General features: G+C 52.8%; 13 protein-coding genes and 3 tRNA genes. 12 read left to right on the plus strand and 4 right to left on the minus strand.

Features of this window, described 5'->3' with window-relative positions:
- Positions 1-78 precede the first annotated feature (78 nt).
- Both EPO04_03660 and EPO04_03665 read left to right on the plus strand, forming a co-directional pair.
- Positions 79-1,116, plus strand: coding sequence for a hypothetical protein (locus EPO04_03660; GenBank protein TAK89169.1), 1,038 nt, complete (start codon positions 79-81; stop codon positions 1,114-1,116).
- Positions 1,117-1,216: 100 nt separating this feature from the next.
- A complete protein-coding gene (locus EPO04_03665) occupies positions 1,217-3,337 on the plus strand; it encodes a hypothetical protein (protein ID TAK89170.1) in 2,121 nt (706 codons plus the stop codon).
- Positions 3,338-3,570: 233 nt separating this feature from the next.
- On the opposite strand, the gene EPO04_03670 is transcribed toward EPO04_03665, so the two are convergent.
- A complete protein-coding gene (locus EPO04_03670; protein ID TAK89171.1) occupies positions 3,571-3,834 on the minus strand; it encodes a hypothetical protein in 264 nt (87 codons plus the stop codon).
- Positions 3,835-3,946: 112 nt separating this feature from the next.
- Positions 3,947-4,022: transfer RNA gene (locus EPO04_03675), tRNA-Met, on the minus strand.
- A 91-nt stretch (positions 4,023-4,113) separates the two neighbouring features.
- Between EPO04_03675 and EPO04_03680 the strand changes: the two genes are divergently transcribed.
- The 8 genes from EPO04_03680 (at position 4,114) to EPO04_03715 (ending at position 12,111) form a co-directional block, all read left to right on the plus strand.
- On the plus strand, positions 4,114-4,497 hold the full coding sequence (locus EPO04_03680) for a hypothetical protein (GenBank protein TAK89172.1): 384 nt from the start codon (positions 4,114-4,116) through the stop codon (positions 4,495-4,497).
- A gap of 36 nt (positions 4,498-4,533) precedes the next feature.
- Positions 4,534-4,610, plus strand: a tRNA-Met gene (locus EPO04_03685).
- 69 nt (positions 4,611-4,679) lie between these two features.
- Positions 4,680-4,754 (plus strand) — tRNA-Met (locus EPO04_03690).
- Between the two features lie 25 nt (positions 4,755-4,779).
- Complete coding sequence (gene tilS, locus EPO04_03695) at positions 4,780-5,703, plus strand: tRNA lysidine(34) synthetase TilS (protein TAK89173.1); 924 nt, start codon at positions 4,780-4,782, stop codon at positions 5,701-5,703.
- Between the two features lie 65 nt (positions 5,704-5,768).
- Positions 5,769-7,700, plus strand: a complete 1,932-nt coding sequence (locus tag EPO04_03700) for an ATP-dependent metallopeptidase FtsH/Yme1/Tma family protein (GenBank protein TAK89174.1) — start codon at positions 5,769-5,771, stop codon at positions 7,698-7,700.
- Positions 7,701-7,743: 43 nt separating this feature from the next.
- Positions 7,744-9,318 (plus strand): murein biosynthesis integral membrane protein MurJ, encoded by a 1,575-nt coding sequence (gene murJ / locus EPO04_03705; protein TAK89175.1) that lies wholly within the window; start codon positions 7,744-7,746, stop codon positions 9,316-9,318.
- 112 nt (positions 9,319-9,430) lie between these two features.
- Positions 9,431-10,234 carry a hypothetical protein gene (locus EPO04_03710; protein ID TAK89176.1) on the plus strand — a complete coding sequence of 268 codons (804 nt, stop codon included), beginning with the start codon at positions 9,431-9,433 and terminating at the stop codon, positions 10,232-10,234.
- Positions 10,235-10,326: 92 nt separating this feature from the next.
- Positions 10,327-12,111, plus strand: coding sequence for an elongation factor 4 (locus tag EPO04_03715; protein TAK89177.1), 1,785 nt, complete (start codon positions 10,327-10,329; stop codon positions 12,109-12,111).
- Positions 12,112-12,115: 4 nt separating this feature from the next.
- On the opposite strand, the gene EPO04_03720 is transcribed toward EPO04_03715, so the two are convergent.
- Together EPO04_03720 and EPO04_03725 are read right to left on the minus strand one after the other, a co-directional pair.
- Positions 12,116-12,616: a hypothetical protein gene (locus EPO04_03720; GenBank protein ID TAK89178.1), complete on the minus strand. Its 501-nt coding sequence runs from the start codon at positions 12,614-12,616 to the stop codon at positions 12,116-12,118.
- Positions 12,609-13,067, minus strand: coding sequence for a thioredoxin-dependent thiol peroxidase (locus tag EPO04_03725; GenBank protein ID TAK89179.1), 459 nt, complete (start codon positions 13,065-13,067; stop codon positions 12,609-12,611). The genes EPO04_03720 and EPO04_03725 overlap by 8 nt, the downstream gene beginning before the upstream one ends.
- A gap of 359 nt (positions 13,068-13,426) precedes the next feature.
- Here EPO04_03725 and EPO04_03730 point away from each other — a divergent pair, with 359 nt between their 5' ends.
- Together EPO04_03730 and grpE are read left to right on the plus strand one after the other, a co-directional pair.
- Positions 13,427-14,122: an HTH domain-containing protein gene (locus tag EPO04_03730; GenBank protein TAK89180.1), complete on the plus strand. Its 696-nt coding sequence runs from the start codon at positions 13,427-13,429 to the stop codon at positions 14,120-14,122.
- Entirely contained in the window at positions 14,119-14,607 is a 489-nt protein-coding gene (grpE, locus tag EPO04_03735; GenBank protein TAK89181.1) for a nucleotide exchange factor GrpE, read from the plus strand. The genes EPO04_03730 and grpE overlap by 4 nt, the downstream gene beginning before the upstream one ends.
- Positions 14,608-14,618 lie beyond the last annotated feature (11 nt).

The raw sequence follows: 14,618 nt of genomic DNA on the forward strand, positions 1-14,618 counted from the left end.
AGCACTAGACAACCGTGGGCAACCGGAGCATAATCGCAACCGGTTTAATAACTGTACCTACCATGCCTAGGAGGGAAGATGCGCCAGCTGTTTGTAGCTGTGGTTTTGTTGTGCGCGTTGGCCTTCCCGGCAAGCGTACAGGCAGCTCCATACTTCGATTTCGGCGTCCATGATGATGGCGCCGTTGTGTTTAATCGCGACCATCAGCGCCAGCCGGTGCTGAGGCGGGCGCGTGACATCGGCGCCACCTGGCTCCGCACCATCATCTACCGTGATCGCGTTCAAGGCGGTAACTTTCGGGTTTACCGGCGTTCGATTCGGGATGTCTACCGCCATCATTTTCACGTTCAAGCGGTAATTGAATGTAGCGGTCAGGCCTGGACACCGGATAGCTTTGCGGCCTACGTCAAACGGGTGGTGCGGCAGCTCCAACCATTAGTGCGACGCTGGAGTATCTGTAACGAGCCCAATCAACCTGGCTGGCTAACCGCTATACCGGGCTACGATCTACCGACCACCTACCGCTGGCTGTACCTTGCCGGCTACAGCGCGGTCAAACAGGTTCAGCCTCAGGCGGCGGTGCTGTTTGGCGAGCTTAGTTCCAACTACTACCCGCTAGAGTTTATGCGGAAGGTGTTTTGCGATCAGGGCGATTTGGATGGTAATTGCACTCAGCTTAAGACCAGCTGTGTGGCTTACCATCCTTACCAGCAGGAAAGCCCGCTATCACCCAGTAATGTGCCGTTTACGGTTGGCATTGGCTCGCTTAACTTACTGGTTGATGATCTCGATCAGCTCCATGCAAAAAACCTGTTAACCACCGCCAATGGCGTTGATCGTCCGCCACTGTGCCTAACCGAGTTCGGCTACCAGAGTCGGGCTCGCGGTATACTGAGGGTCCGTAACGTACCGGACGAGGTGCGCAAGCAGCGTTGGCGTGAGGCTTTTAACTTGGTTTGCAAGTCGCCGATCATCAAGCAGATCTTTCTGTATCAGATGCAGTCAGAAGCAAGGGGCCGGTGGGATACCAGCATCATGAGCCGGAGCGGTCAGCCGGATAAGACCTACTTTGGCATTCGCAGCTGGCGTTATGCTCACCCTGAGTGCATGCGTTAGCTTACGGCCACCCCATCTGGGGTGGCCGTTTAGATTAGGGGTCTTTACAATTAAAAAATAGTTGTTACGCTTAGGCCATAGCTACTTAAACCGATGCGGGATGGCATCAGACATGAAGCACTCAGCAAAGCTGATCGCAAAAAAGAGGCTAAATCGAAAACGGATCTTAATATTTACCGCTCTAGTCGCGTTGGCTGGAGTCGTGGCGATTATCACTTCCTTTGCCGCAGTTATTACCACTATTCAAGCCGAAAACATCAACTTTAGCCGTAAGGCCATTGGCTACGATCCCGCTAAAAAGGCCATTGCCTCGCTTTACTGGAACGCAAGTGGTTCTACTCAGGTAACCTTACCGACCAATACCACCAACCTGACCATTGTGGCTAAGGGCACTAGGTGTAACGGTTCCCCAATTATGACCGTTCAAATCGATGGCGAGCAGGTTGCTAGCATGCCGGTATCGGTTAACGCTTGGCGCAACTACTCGATCCCGCTCAACCTTCAACCGGGCACCTATATTGTGTCGGTTAGCTTTAATAATGATTATGTCAGAGGGGGTACCTCTCCCTGTGATCGCAACCTGTTCCTTGATACGCTTAACTTTACCGGTAACGATCCGACCCCCAAGGTAACCACACCGCTCCAGGGGGAGAGTCTGACGTATGCACCCGGCAAGGCCAGTATTGGCACCGGCCCGACGAGAGAAGAAAAAGCTTTATCAATGTGGTCAAATGGTATGGCTCAGGGGCAGCTTAATCTAGCCGGCTCATCTAACCGTCTAACCGCCTACATTAGAGGTGACCAGTGCGATGGTGCGCCATTTATGACGCTTTACGTTGACGGCAAGCAAGTCGTGGCTAAGCACGTCAGGTTTAATAACTGGGGACAGATATCGGCACCGGTTGCGGTTGGCTCCGGCCAGCACACCGTAGCGGTTGGTTTCACCAATGATTATGGCCGCCTTAACAGCACAGGGTCATTTATTTGTGACCGCAATCTACATGTCGATAAGTTGGTGTTTGAAGGCCCGATGCCGGTGCAGCCACCGGTGCAGGTACTGCCGACGGCGCCAACTGGACTCAAGGTTCTAAAATATGAGAATGGTAGCGTTACGCTACAGGCAACGGTTGATGCTAACACCGCTACAGCTGGCGTGGGATACACGGTCAACGGTCAGGCCGGGCCACCGGTTGCCGATGCGGTGCGAATGGGTAGTGTAGTAACGATGACCATACCCAACATTCCACCTGGCGCAGCCATGGTTATGAAGATGGCCGGTAAGAACGGTACCGGGACCGGACCGCAAAGTGCTCCGCTCAACTTTACCGCCCCAGTGGCCGCACCAAACTCGCCCCCAACCGCCTTTACCGGCAGCGTGATCGGCATGCATGGTGGTGCTCGTGACATTGATTACCGGGCAACCCGAAGTCTTAAGCCAAAGCTGGTTCGCGTAGGTGGCTTGTCGGCGACGATGACTCGATCTCAAATCCAGGCAATTGCGAGCGAGTACGCCAAGACTAGCACTCGTATTATTGCCCTGGTTGACTTTAATGAGGCGGCACCGAGTGAGGCCGAAAGCCGCAACATTGGAACCTGGGCTACCATACCGGGACTCGAGGCAATTGAGTTTGGCAACGAACCCTGGCTGCAAAATGAAAGTTGGGATTACGCTCAGTACGCCCGCAGCTATAAAGCGGCTTACGATGCGGTTAAAGCGGCCAATCCAAGTATGGTGCTGATTGCCCAGGGTGATTCAGCCAACCGTGGTCACCGTCCGGGCCTGCGGGTGATGCAAGAGATTAAAAACCTCGGTATTAAACCTAAGGCAATTCAAATCCACCCATATGGCCCCGACTACCTCAACCGACTGGGTGATGCGCGACGTGACCTAAAGGACGTTGGCTGGTCCACCGGAGTTGATATTTGGGTGACCGAGGTTGGAGTTTCGACCGATAACGGCCGCACCGTTTACCAGGGTGGTACGCCTAACAACTATGGCTGGAATGCAGCCATGACCTATGCTGAGGCCGGTAAAACGATTGACCAGGTTACTTCTGACCTGCTGGCACAGGGCGTAACGCGCATCATTGTTTACATGGGCACCGACTATCGTGCTCCAGGCACCTCGAACGAGCGTGAGTACTACTTTGGCTTAACCAAGACTGACGGTGGCGATAAGGGCGATTTAAGTACTGTGATGCGCCGGCTGTTTAACCGCTAATAAAAGCAAAACGCCCCACCGACCCAAGGCCGGTAAGGGCGCTTGCGCGGTAGGGCGCGGTGAGCGGGGCTAGTAGCCGGGCTCGAACTCGAAACCTTCGAGGTTTTGGGCTGCCTCGCTGACGCGGGCATCATCCTGATCGCGACAGGCCTTGGAGCAGGGCTGGCCGTCGCCGCTCGAGCGCAGGCAGGTCGGGCAGATCTCCTGGTCGACTGTGAACTCGTCTTCGTCCATCATCGCCTCCTAAAGCTGTCGGCTGTGAAAAAGAACCTGATGAGCTTGCCTTCCGTCACCCAGAACCCTCGGCGCCCGAAGCTTCGAAGAACGAAGTGGAGCGGAACCCAGATCGGCGCCAGTATGATGGCAAGGGCTAGGGCGAGGATGAACATGAAGGTGCCAACGCACAGCATGACCGCTGCGATCACGGCAGCAAGCATTCTCCGGAAGGGGCTTGTAACCTCAGTCCCCTTGCGCTCGACGCTCAACTTGGTTTTCATATTACTCCCAGGTACTCTTCGGTTGAAGAAATGTCGCTAGTCGTCATATGGACAACCCACCTTCAAGTGAAGGAATTTAGCTTTATAATAACATAAGTTCTCTTAAAATCAATGGTGGGCCCGGCTGGACTTGAACCAGCGACCAATCGGTTATGAGCCGACTGCTCTAACCACTGAGCTACGGGCCCGTGATAATACTCCATGATTGTACCAGGTTGCTAACCGCTTGCAATCACCCGCTACCTGTTAATGCGTCGTCATTTGTATTACGCTTAAGGTATGCAACGCGTTCGAGACCAGCTTCGTAAACTACACGTAGGCACCATTATTGGCGTGATAGTGGCGCTGTATATTGGTGTATATCTGGTTCAAACTATTCAAAAGAATTATGAGCTGCAAAAGCAAATTGATGGCTTACAGCAGGATGTGGCCGGCCTCGAGGTTGAGCAGGATCAGTTAAAGTATAAGATTCAGTACTACCAAACCGAGGCTTTTAAAGAAAAAGAGGCGAGGGAGAAGCTGGGCCTGCAGCAGCCCGGGGAGAGCGTACTGATTCTGCCAAAAGACAATGCTCCAGCCGAAGATGAACAGCAGCAAAAGCCGGCAGCAACCCAAAAATCAAACCTACAACAATGGATTGATTTCCTGATGGGCCGTTCTTGACTGTAGGGGTAAAAGTTGGTAATATGCTGGGTACGTCGCGGGGTGGAGCAGTCTGGTAGCTCGTCGGGCTCATAACCCGAAGGTCGTAGGTTCGAATCCTACCCCCGCTACCAAGAAATTATGGACGGACTCGATCAGCGATTGCTGGTCGTTTTGTTTGTCGGTACAATTGTTTGGTACATGGCTGCGTAGCTCAGTGGTAGAGCAGAGGACTCATAAGCCTTTGGTCGGTGGTTCGAATCCACCCGTAGCCACCAGGAATTATTTTGTTATAGTGTCAGCATGAGTTTAACCGAGAAAATTATCTGGCCAGAGCCGGGGCATTACCTTGTGGCGGTGTCCGGAGGCGTTGATTCAATCAGTCTTTTGTATGCTCTAGCAAAGAAAGGCGACTATAAACTCGATGTGGCATTTATTGATCACGGTTGGCGCGAGGTTGAGGGGGAACGCGAGCTGGTTCATGAACTGGCGGGTGCGCTCGGAGTGGAGGTTCATGAGCGGAGCTTAGACCTCAAAGGCGATGGAGAAGAGGAGGCCAGAGTAGCTCGCTATGGTGCGCTCAAGGAGATTCGAACCCAGGTTGGCGCCCGAGCGTCTGTTACGGCGCACCATCTAGACGATCGGATCGAGACGGTGCTAATGCAGGTAATGCGAGGATCTGGTCGGCAGGGGCTTAGCGTACTACGTTCGACCGATGAAATTATCCGCCCGTTATTGGGTGTTAAAAAGCCAGAGATCGTAGAGTATGCTCAGAAACACGATTTAAAGTGGGTTGAGGATCCAACAAATAAAGATCTTAAGTATCGCCGGAACTATGTTCGGCATGAGCTGATTCCGCAGTTGCAGCAGGAGGATCCGGATTTTGAAGATTGGATCATGAGCTTGATCCAGGAGGCGGAAGGCTTGAATCATGAGGTCGATCTTGGTTTGGCCAAGTTGATTCATGAGCTGACGCTGTCTTCTGGTGATGGGGCTCATGAACTCAGCCGTGAAGCCTTGCGCCGTTTGCCGGTCGAGGTGTTGCAGGAAGTTTTGGTTTCGGTGTTACGCAAACTCGATCCTTTGGTGCAGCTTGATCGGCGTACGGTTGAGTCGTTAACGATTGACATCAAAACCGGGCACATTTATCGACCGCGACAGCTGACAAAGCAGTTGTTTGTGGATGCTCAGCGTGATAAAGTAACAGTTGCATTTAAGGCTCACTAAAGCTGTAAACGGTTATGGTAAGAGCGGCTGGTGATCTAGGTGCGCAACTGCAGAAAAGAGGATGAATGAAACCACGATCACGAAGCTTTATTATACTCATAGCCATTGTTACTCTACTGTCAATCGTGGCGGTAATGTCGGCACCACAGCAAAAGGCTGAACAGGTAAGTCTTTCTAAGATTATTGACGAGGCTCAAAACGGCAAGATCGACAAGATAGTGGTGGACGGCGACAAGCTGACCGCTACCGTTAAAAATGATGCTAACGCGCCTAAGCAGGTGGCCAACAAAGAGTCGGGGGCAACTTTGGCTGATTATGGCATCGATTATCGCAAGGTGACGGTTGAAACCAAGAGCGATAGCAGCACCACGCAGTACATTGTGGCCGGTATTTTTAGCATTTTGCCATTCTTGCTGATTGGAGCATTTTTGTTCTTTATGATGCGTCAGGCACAGGGTTCAAGCAACCAGGCGCTTAGCTTTGGCAAGAGTCGAGCCCGCCTGTTTGGTGGCGATAAAAAGAAGGTGTTATTTAAGGATGTGGCTGGCGCCGAAGAGGCCAAGCAAGAGCTGACCGAGGTGGTAGAGTTCTTAAAGTATCCAACCAAGTTTGAGGCGCTCGGGGCCAAGATTCCAAAGGGCGTACTGTTGTTTGGCCCTCCTGGAACCGGTAAGACCTTGCTGGCTCGAGCGGTAGCCGGAGAGGCTGGCGTACCATTCTTTAGTATTTCGGGTTCGGATTTTGTGGAGATGTTTGTCGGTGTTGGTGCATCGCGAGTGCGCGATCTTTTTGCCAAGGCCAAAAAGAATGCCCCGTGCATCATCTTTATTGATGAGATTGATGCGGTGGGCCGCCAGCGTGGAACCGGTATGGGTGGTGGTCACGACGAGCGCGAGCAGACGCTCAACCAGATTTTGGTAGAGATGGACGGTTTTGAGCAGGGCGCTAACGTAATCGTGATTGCTGCCACCAACCGACCGGATGTACTGGATCCGGCCTTGCTCCGCCCGGGCCGTTTTGATCGCCGTGTAACCCTGGAATCGCCAGATGTTCATAACCGCAAGGCAATCCTTGAGGTGCATTCTGGCAACAAGCCGTTTGAGAGCAAGGTTGATTTGGGTAAGATCGCTAAAAAGACCCCCGGGTTTAGCGGTGCCGACCTGGCTAACTTGGTGAACGAGGCGGCAATTCTAGCGGCTCGCAACAATCGCAAAAAGATTTCGCAGCGCGATTTGGATATTTCGGTCGAAAAGGTGCTACTTGGGCCTGAGCGCAAGAGCCACATCATGAACGCTCGCGAAAAAGAGATTACCGCTTATCATGAGGCCGGTCACGCCATCGTTGGTCACTACATGACTCACGCTCACCCGGTTCATAAAATCACGGTGGTACCGCGCGGTTCGGCTGGAGGATTTACTTGGAGCTTGCCGGTAGAGGATCGCCATCTTTCGAGCGTGCAGGACTTTAAGGACGACTTAGCCATGATGCTGGGTGGTCGCTTAGCTGAGCAGCTGGTGTACGGCGAGATCACCACTGGTGCTCAAAATGACCTACAGAACGCTAACAATCTGGCTCGCCGGATGGTGATGGACTTTGGTATGAGCGATAAGCTGCCTAACCAGGTGTTTGGCAGCCAGCGCGACGCCATCTTTTTGGGCCGTGAGCTAGGCGAGGGCAAGAACTACTCTAACGATATTGCCAAGGTGATTGATGATGAGGTGGCGGTACTGATTAGCGAGGCGGCTCAGCGGGCCGAGGATACAATCAAGAAATACCGCAAACAGTTAAACGCGGTGGCTGAGTTCTTGGTTAAAGAAGAGACCATGGAGGAGGACGACTTCTTGAAGGTTGTTGGCGGTCCCAACAAAAAGAAGAAGTATACCACCCCAATTGATATTGGTGGCGACACCGGCACCACCCCTCCACCGGCCGCAACTGCCGATAGTGGTGACACCAAAACACCAGAAAAGGCTCCCGACACCGCACCAGCCACCTAGGCCGGTGCTGTTTCGGTTATAGCATAAGCGGTATAATACAAACGTGAGACGTTTCCTGTCATTTCTTAATCGCGGCTCATCGGTGTCGGGCGCGGCCGTAATCATATCTGGCTCCTACCTTTTGAGCCGGCTACTAGGTTTATTGCGCGATCGCTTACTGGTCTCGCATTTTGGTATTGGGCCAGAAACCGATGCCTACACCGCGGCCTTTCGCCTGCCTGAACTGCTGTTCACTCTGTTGGTTTCCGGGGCGTTTGCGGTAGCCTTTATCCCGGTATTTACCGAGTTCTATCAAAACAACAAAGCCAAAGCCTGGGAGCTAGCTTCGACCCTGCTCAACCTGCTAACGGCGGTGACTTTGGTGGTGGCGGTAATCACCTTTGTTTTTGCCGACCCGATTACCAGCCTGATTGCGCCGGGGTTTGATCCGGCTCGCCATGCGCTAACGGTTGATCTGACGCGCATCATGTTGATCACACCGTTCTTGTTTGCGATCTCAAGTTTATGGGGCAGCATTGCTCAGTCGTTCCATCGCTTTACCATTTTTGCGCTAGCCAGCGTGTTTTATAACCTGGGTATTATTTTTGGTATTGTCTTTTTGTCGCCGGAAAACTCAATCTACGGAGTGGCCTACGGCGTGGTTATTGGTGCGGCTCTACAAGCCGCTTTACAGGTACTGGGGCTATGGGGCTTGGGCTATCGTCACAAGCTGTCGTTTAAGTTTTGGAGCCGCGACGTACGTAAGGTGGTTGTATTGATGATACCGCGATCAATCGACCAGGGCATTGATCAGCTCAGCTACATGATTGAAACAATTATTGGTTCACGTCTGGCTACCGGTAGTCTGACCTCGCTGTATTATGCCAACAACCTTAAAAACGTCCCGTTAGTGCTGATTGGTAATTCAATTGCGACGGCGGCATTCCCAACGATGGCGGCGCGGGCGGCTAAGGGGGCGATTCAGCGATTGATCCGTGAGTTCGCGCTATACACGAGGTTAATCTTATTTTTGGTGATTCCGGCCGCCATCATCACCGTACTAATGCGCGGCTACATTGTGCGCTTGCTGTACGGTTTTGGCGACGTGGTAACCGCCAACACCCTGGGCTGGTTTGCCGGTGTGATTGTGTTTCAGGCCCTGTTCTTCTTGGTGGTACGAATGTTTTATGCCATGCAAGACACCAAAACGCCGCTGTATGCTAGTCTGGTGGCCCTCAACTTTACAGTGTTATTAAGCTTTTTGCTATCCGAAATGTACGGAGTGGTTGGTCTGGCTATGGCGCAGTCAATCGTGGCCGCTGGTGAGACGCTGGTGTTAATTTACTTGCTCCGGCGTCGTTTAGGTCATCTCGGCCTTAGTACTATTTGGTCGGGGCTGTCGCGGATGCTGATTGCCGGGGCGATCATGTCGGGGGTGGTTTACATTATGGTGGCTCGAGTGTTCCCGCTGTACAAAGCCGATGTTGGCTTTGCGGTGGTTGGGCCTAAGTTTTTGATTATTTTAGCGGTTGGTAGCCTGGCCTACCTCATCCCTTGCTATTTACTTGATTTGAATGAAGCACACAAGTTTGCCTCCAAGCTCAAAGAGCAGTTGTTGCGCCCGCTGAACTTGACCTAAATAACAGGAGTTTGCATAATACAAGCCACCGTTTAATACAGGTCAGCTTGCTGCGTTGATCTACGCGTAGACACCAAGTCAGCCTGGCGGTGCACCAAGAAAGGTCAGTCGCATGTCGACAAGCCTGTATGATATCACCATTGGTCAGCAGACCGAGCTTACCCGCATTTTAGCGGGTGCCGGGCTCGATGCTGACATGGTTAAGCGGATTATCCGCAACCCTGATCTCGCTAAGAAGATGATCGGCGAGATCCGACAGACGATTCCGACAAACACCGACCTTTTCGCTTCGGCCGAGGACATCCTCACTAGGTTTCGCGAGCGGGCAGAGTTGCGGGGGTGGCCAATCACCGCCAAGCCAGGCGGACACCTAGCGCGCAACATGCCGAGGTTCCCGACCGACAGCCTCGCCGCGCTCTGTCTCAAGATCTGGCTCGGTTCGGCCGAGAAGACCGCCGAGGAGCTGTGGGCGTGGGTCGTCGATTCGCACCCCAACTCGTGGCAGTATGGGGGTCTGAAGTTTGACCCCGAGTACTTCGAGCTCCTCGATCCCTCCCGCTACGGCGACGAGCCCAGTGTGGAGTGGGAGGTCATCGACCTCGGCGCTTACTGGGAGCCGGAGAGTGGCCGGACGGTCCTTGAGGTCCGTGAGCAGGCCGCTGCAAGGAGCGACGTTCTGGCCGATTTTGAAGTCCTGACGGTCGCGGCCCTACACCCGAACTATATCCAGGCCCAAGACGGGGAGAGCGTCCCTTACCTGGATGTGGCAGGTGTCAAAACCACGCTTCCCGGGGGTGAGCCCTGCGCACCGTACATCAGCTGGAACCAGTATCGCCGCGGGGTTGGGTTGCTCATGTCCACGGTGGACTACCGCAACGATGAGTGGGCCGCTCCAGTCATCCTGCAGGGGTCGTAACTCACATAACTTTTCGCGGCGGGGGCGAATTTGGGATAGATGTCCTGAGTTCGCCCCCCATTTTCGTTCTTATGAGGTATAATGCAACAGATATGAACCAGTCCACCATTCGAAATTTTTGTATTATTGCGCATATTGATCACGGCAAGTCGACGCTGGCTGACCGCATGCTCGAGCTCACCGGTACCGTAACCAAGCGTGACATGCAGGCGCAGCTGCTCGACACTATGGAGTTGGAGCGGGAGAAGGGTATTACGATTAAGCTGCAGCCGGTACAGATGAGCTGGAAGGAGCATCAGCTCAACCTGATCGATACGCCAGGGCACGTTGACTTTAGTTATGAGGTATCACGGAGTTTGGCGGCCTGCGAGGGTGCGATTTTAGTGGTGGATGCTTCGCAGGGAATCCAGGCGCAAACGCTTGCTAATGTGTACTTAGCGATTGAGGCTGGGCTAGAGATTATACCAGTATTAAATAAGATTGATCTGCCGGCGGCCGACCCGGAGCGGGTATCGGGCGAGGTGGCCAAACTGCTGGGTTGCAAGCCGGAGGACGTTTTGCGGGTGTCGGCCAAAGAGGGTCACGGTGTACCCGAGCTGCTGGACGAGGTGGTAGCCAAGGTCCCCGCGCCTAAAGGCGACCCAGACGCGCCATTGCGCGGTTTGGTGTTTGATTCGATCTACGACGAGTATCGTGGAGTGTTGCTGTATTTGCGCATCGTTGATGGCAAACTGGGCAAGGGTGATGTGGTTCAGCTAATGGCGAGCAAGCAAACCGGTAACATTATTGAAAGCGGGGTGTTTAAGCCCAAGCAGGTAGCCGCCCCGCACTTAGCTACCGGTCAAATTGGTTACGTGGTGACCAACCTCAAGTCGATTGAGGAGGCGCGGGTGGGTGACACTGTAACGCTCGCCAAGGAGTCCGCCAGCGAACCATTGCCAGGCTACCGGGCGGTGCAGCCGTTTGTGTTCGCCGGCTTCTTTACTAGCAGTGCCGAGCAGTATCCCGACCTCAAAGACGCCCTCGATAAGCTCAAGATGAATGATGCGGCGTTGGTGTTTGAGCCCGAAAGTTCTCAGGTTCTAGGCTTTGGCTATCGCGTTGGATTCCTGGGATTGCTCCATATGGAAATCATTAAAGAGCGCCTTGAGCGTGAGTATGGCCTGGACATGGTTGTTACCAGTCCTTCAACCGACTACGTCGTGAGGACCACCGATGGCCAGAAGTTCAGCGTGCGTTCGGCCAGTGAACTACCCGAAACCAGCCGGATCGAAAGCATCAGCGAGCCCTGGATTAAGGGCGAGGTGGTGGTGCCAGGCGATTACGTTGGCGCGGTGATCCAGCTCATCAACAAGATCCGCGGTCTGCAGAATAATATGAGCTATCTGGACGACTCGTTGGCGCTCATTACCTTTGAGGCGCCGCTGGCCAACGTTCTAACCAATTTTTACGATTCGCTTAAGTCGATCACCAGTGGCTACGGTTCCTTTAACTATGAGCTGGGTGACTATAAGGAAGAAAAGCTGGTTCGCCTTGATATTCTGGTCGGTGGCGAGGTGGTTGATAGCCTCAGCTCAATTGTCCACCAGGATGAGGCCTACGCTCGTGGTAAGTCGGTGGTCGAAAAGCTTAAAGATGTTATTCCGCGCCAGCTGTTTGAGGTGAGTTTGCAGGCGGCCATTGGCGGCAAGATCATTGCTCGCGAAAATGTTCGTTCAATGGGCAAGAATGTGACGGCTAAGCTGTACGGCGGCGACGTTACCCGTAAGCGCAAACTGATTGAAAAGCAAAAAGCTGGCAAAAAACGGATGAAGAAGATCGGTAAAGTCGATATTCCACCCGAAGCCTTTATGGTATTGGTTAAGCAGGATAGCTAGGCTATCACACCTGTAGCACAACGCCAACGAGCAGTCCGAGCATGGTGGCAAGACCACCCATAATTAACACTTCAAGAGCGCTACGGTTGGGTGGGCGGTGGACGATTTTACCCTTAATGTAGCCAACAATATAGAGGGCAATTAGAGCGGAGCTAACTCCGACTACGAGAGAGGTTGGGTAGGATAAAACGGCCATTGGCAGAACCGGAATTACGCCGGCAGCGGCGTAGGCCAGGAACATAACCAGTCCGGTCCCGGCCGGGCTGGTTCGGTCTCCGTCCATTTCGTCAACCGCCTTTTGGCTGAGGTACTGGCCGACTCCCATACTAAGCGCCTCAACTGAAACGCCAACCAACCCTGCTAGTAAAACGACTTGTGGATCTTGACTACCGGCGGCAATACCGGCAACTAGACCGGTGGTTGAAACCAAGCTGTCTTCAATGCCGAAGAAAGCGCTACGAAGGTAGTCGCTGGCACCTTGATTATGGCGGGCAATTTTAAACATGTTGTATCTCCTGTATGTCTTTCAATATTTTTATGGCTTGGTCTTGGGGTTTTACGTCATGGTATTCTTTTACGATAATACCCTCTGGGTCAACTATGTAAGTATTTCGGTGAATACCTAAGAATTCCCGCCCCATAAATTTTTTTGGGCCCCAAGCTCCAAAAGCTTGAATCACCTTTTTGTCCGGATCACTCAGAAGAGTAAATTTTAGGTTGTGGTTTTCGGCAAATTTTTTGTGCTTGGCAACCGTATCCGCCGAAATGCCCAGAACAGTGACATTGTGGCGTTCAAGCTCTTCTCGCCCATCACGAAAACTACACGCTTGCTTTGTGCATCCAGGGGTGTCGTCCTTGGGGTAAAAATAAACAACCACCCATTTGCCGCGGTAGTCGTGAAGACTATGATCTGCACCGTTTTGGTCTGGAAGGGTAAAGTCGGGAGCCGGTCTCATGTAGTAATTATACCTTAGAATGGTGGAGCAGTGGGGATTTGAACCCCAGGTAGGTAAGGTCTGAATTTACCACCAGACCAACTCTGCCCCGCTTGCGGCTGCGCCACCGTTTAAAACGATATCGAACTTACATTAAATAAATCTTAAGGATTGGACCTTATTGAGGGTTTTAGTTATAGTGGGGTCTAGGTAAGGTCTGAATCACTACCAGCCAAATAGCGCTCCGGCGCTATTTCTGCTTTTATACTAACCAGCCATAATTCAATTAGCACTCTTGACATGAGACTGCTAAATTACCTACTATATAAGGTATCAGCACTGTATTAAACTGAGTGCTAAATTAATGGTAAAAGGTGGTTATGACTCCACGACAACAGTATGTGCTCAGCGCCATTATTGAGGCCTACGCTAAAACGGCCGAACCGATCAGTTCGATGCAGCTGACCGATACCATTGAGGTGTCGTCGGCTACCATTCGCGCCGAGATGGCTGAGCTGGAGCGTCTGGGTTATATTCACCAGCCACACACCTCGGCTGGGCGCGTGCCAACCGACAAGGGCTACCGTTTGTACGTCAACAATATTGAGCAGCTGCAGGCCGATAGTCGAACCAGCCAGGCCATTGCTAAACGGGTGGCTAGCGCCGGTGAGGCCGAGCGAGCGGTCAAGACAGCGGTCAACTCTCTGGTTGAGCTGACGCACAACATGGGCTGGGCCAAGTTGAGTGACGGACTTTACTTGCGGGGCATGGCCAGCTTGTTTGCTCAACCCGAGTTAGCCCAGAGCGGTCAGGCCTTTGAGGTTGCCCGATTAGTGGACAGCTTGGATGAGTGGATGAGCGAGGTGCGACATGATGACAATCGCGTAACCGTGTTTATTGGCCACGAAAACCCAATTGGCAAGAACAGCGGTTGTAGTTTGATCATCGCTCGCTTTGCTTCGCCCTACAGCGATGAAAGTTACTTGGGGATGATTGGTCCGACTCGACAAAATTATCCTCGCGTAATTGGCTTGATGGATTACACCAGTAGAATGCTCGAGGAGGTGCTAGCATGAGCAAGAAAGAAACCGCTAAAAAGCCGACCAAGCAGGATGCTCGAATTGCTGAGCTCGAGGCGCAAATCGCCGAGCTAACCAGCGATGCGCAGCGAGTGCAGGCTGAGTTTCTCAACTATAAGCGGCGAGAGACGGAGGCCAAGGCTGAACTAACCGATATGGTTAAACAAAGCGTCATCATCGAGTTGCTGCCTTTGCTCGACAACATCGATCGAGCACTCGCTCATCAGCCGGAAGATCTCAAGGATCACCCCTGGGCCAATGGCGTGGTGGCGGTTGGTAAGCAGGTTCAGGATTCGCTCAAGTCGCTGGGCGTGGAGCGGATTGAGTCGGTTGGGCAGCCTTTTGATCACAATCTGCACGAGGCCATCAGTATGGACGATGGCGACGGTGATGAAGAGGTGGTGACTGAGGAATTGCAGCCAGGTTATAAAATCGGCGATCGGGTAATCCGACACGCCATGGTTAAGGTGGGGAGAAAGTAATATGGAGCATC

Source organism: Patescibacteria group bacterium (assembly GCA_004297735.1).
Lineage (GTDB): Bacteria > Patescibacteriota > Saccharimonadia > UBA4664 > SCTI01 > SCTI01.

Excerpts from the sequence above, each read along its gene's own strand:
- EPO04_03660 (TAK89169.1), top strand. The coding sequence starts at position 79 with ATGCGCCAGCTGTTTGTAGCTGTGGTTTTGTTGTGCGCGTTGGCCTTC.
- EPO04_03665 (TAK89170.1), top strand. The coding sequence starts at position 1,217 with ATGGCATCAGACATGAAGCACTCAGCAAAGCTGATCGCAAAAAAGAGG.
- EPO04_03670 (TAK89171.1), bottom strand. The coding sequence starts at position 3,834 with ATGAAAACCAAGTTGAGCGTCGAGCGCAAGGGGACTGAGGTTACAAGC.
- EPO04_03680 (TAK89172.1), top strand. The coding sequence starts at position 4,114 with ATGCAACGCGTTCGAGACCAGCTTCGTAAACTACACGTAGGCACCATT.
- tilS (TAK89173.1), top strand. The coding sequence starts at position 4,780 with ATGAGTTTAACCGAGAAAATTATCTGGCCAGAGCCGGGGCATTACCTT.
- EPO04_03700 (TAK89174.1), top strand. The coding sequence starts at position 5,769 with ATGAAACCACGATCACGAAGCTTTATTATACTCATAGCCATTGTTACT.
- EPO04_03710 (TAK89176.1), top strand. The coding sequence starts at position 9,431 with ATGTCGACAAGCCTGTATGATATCACCATTGGTCAGCAGACCGAGCTT.
- EPO04_03715 (TAK89177.1), top strand. The coding sequence starts at position 10,327 with ATGAACCAGTCCACCATTCGAAATTTTTGTATTATTGCGCATATTGAT.
- EPO04_03720 (TAK89178.1), bottom strand. The coding sequence starts at position 12,616 with ATGTTTAAAATTGCCCGCCATAATCAAGGTGCCAGCGACTACCTTCGT.
- EPO04_03725 (TAK89179.1), bottom strand. The coding sequence starts at position 13,067 with ATGAGACCGGCTCCCGACTTTACCCTTCCAGACCAAAACGGTGCAGAT.
- EPO04_03730 (TAK89180.1), top strand. The coding sequence starts at position 13,427 with ATGACTCCACGACAACAGTATGTGCTCAGCGCCATTATTGAGGCCTAC.
- grpE (TAK89181.1), top strand. The coding sequence starts at position 14,119 with ATGAGCAAGAAAGAAACCGCTAAAAAGCCGACCAAGCAGGATGCTCGA.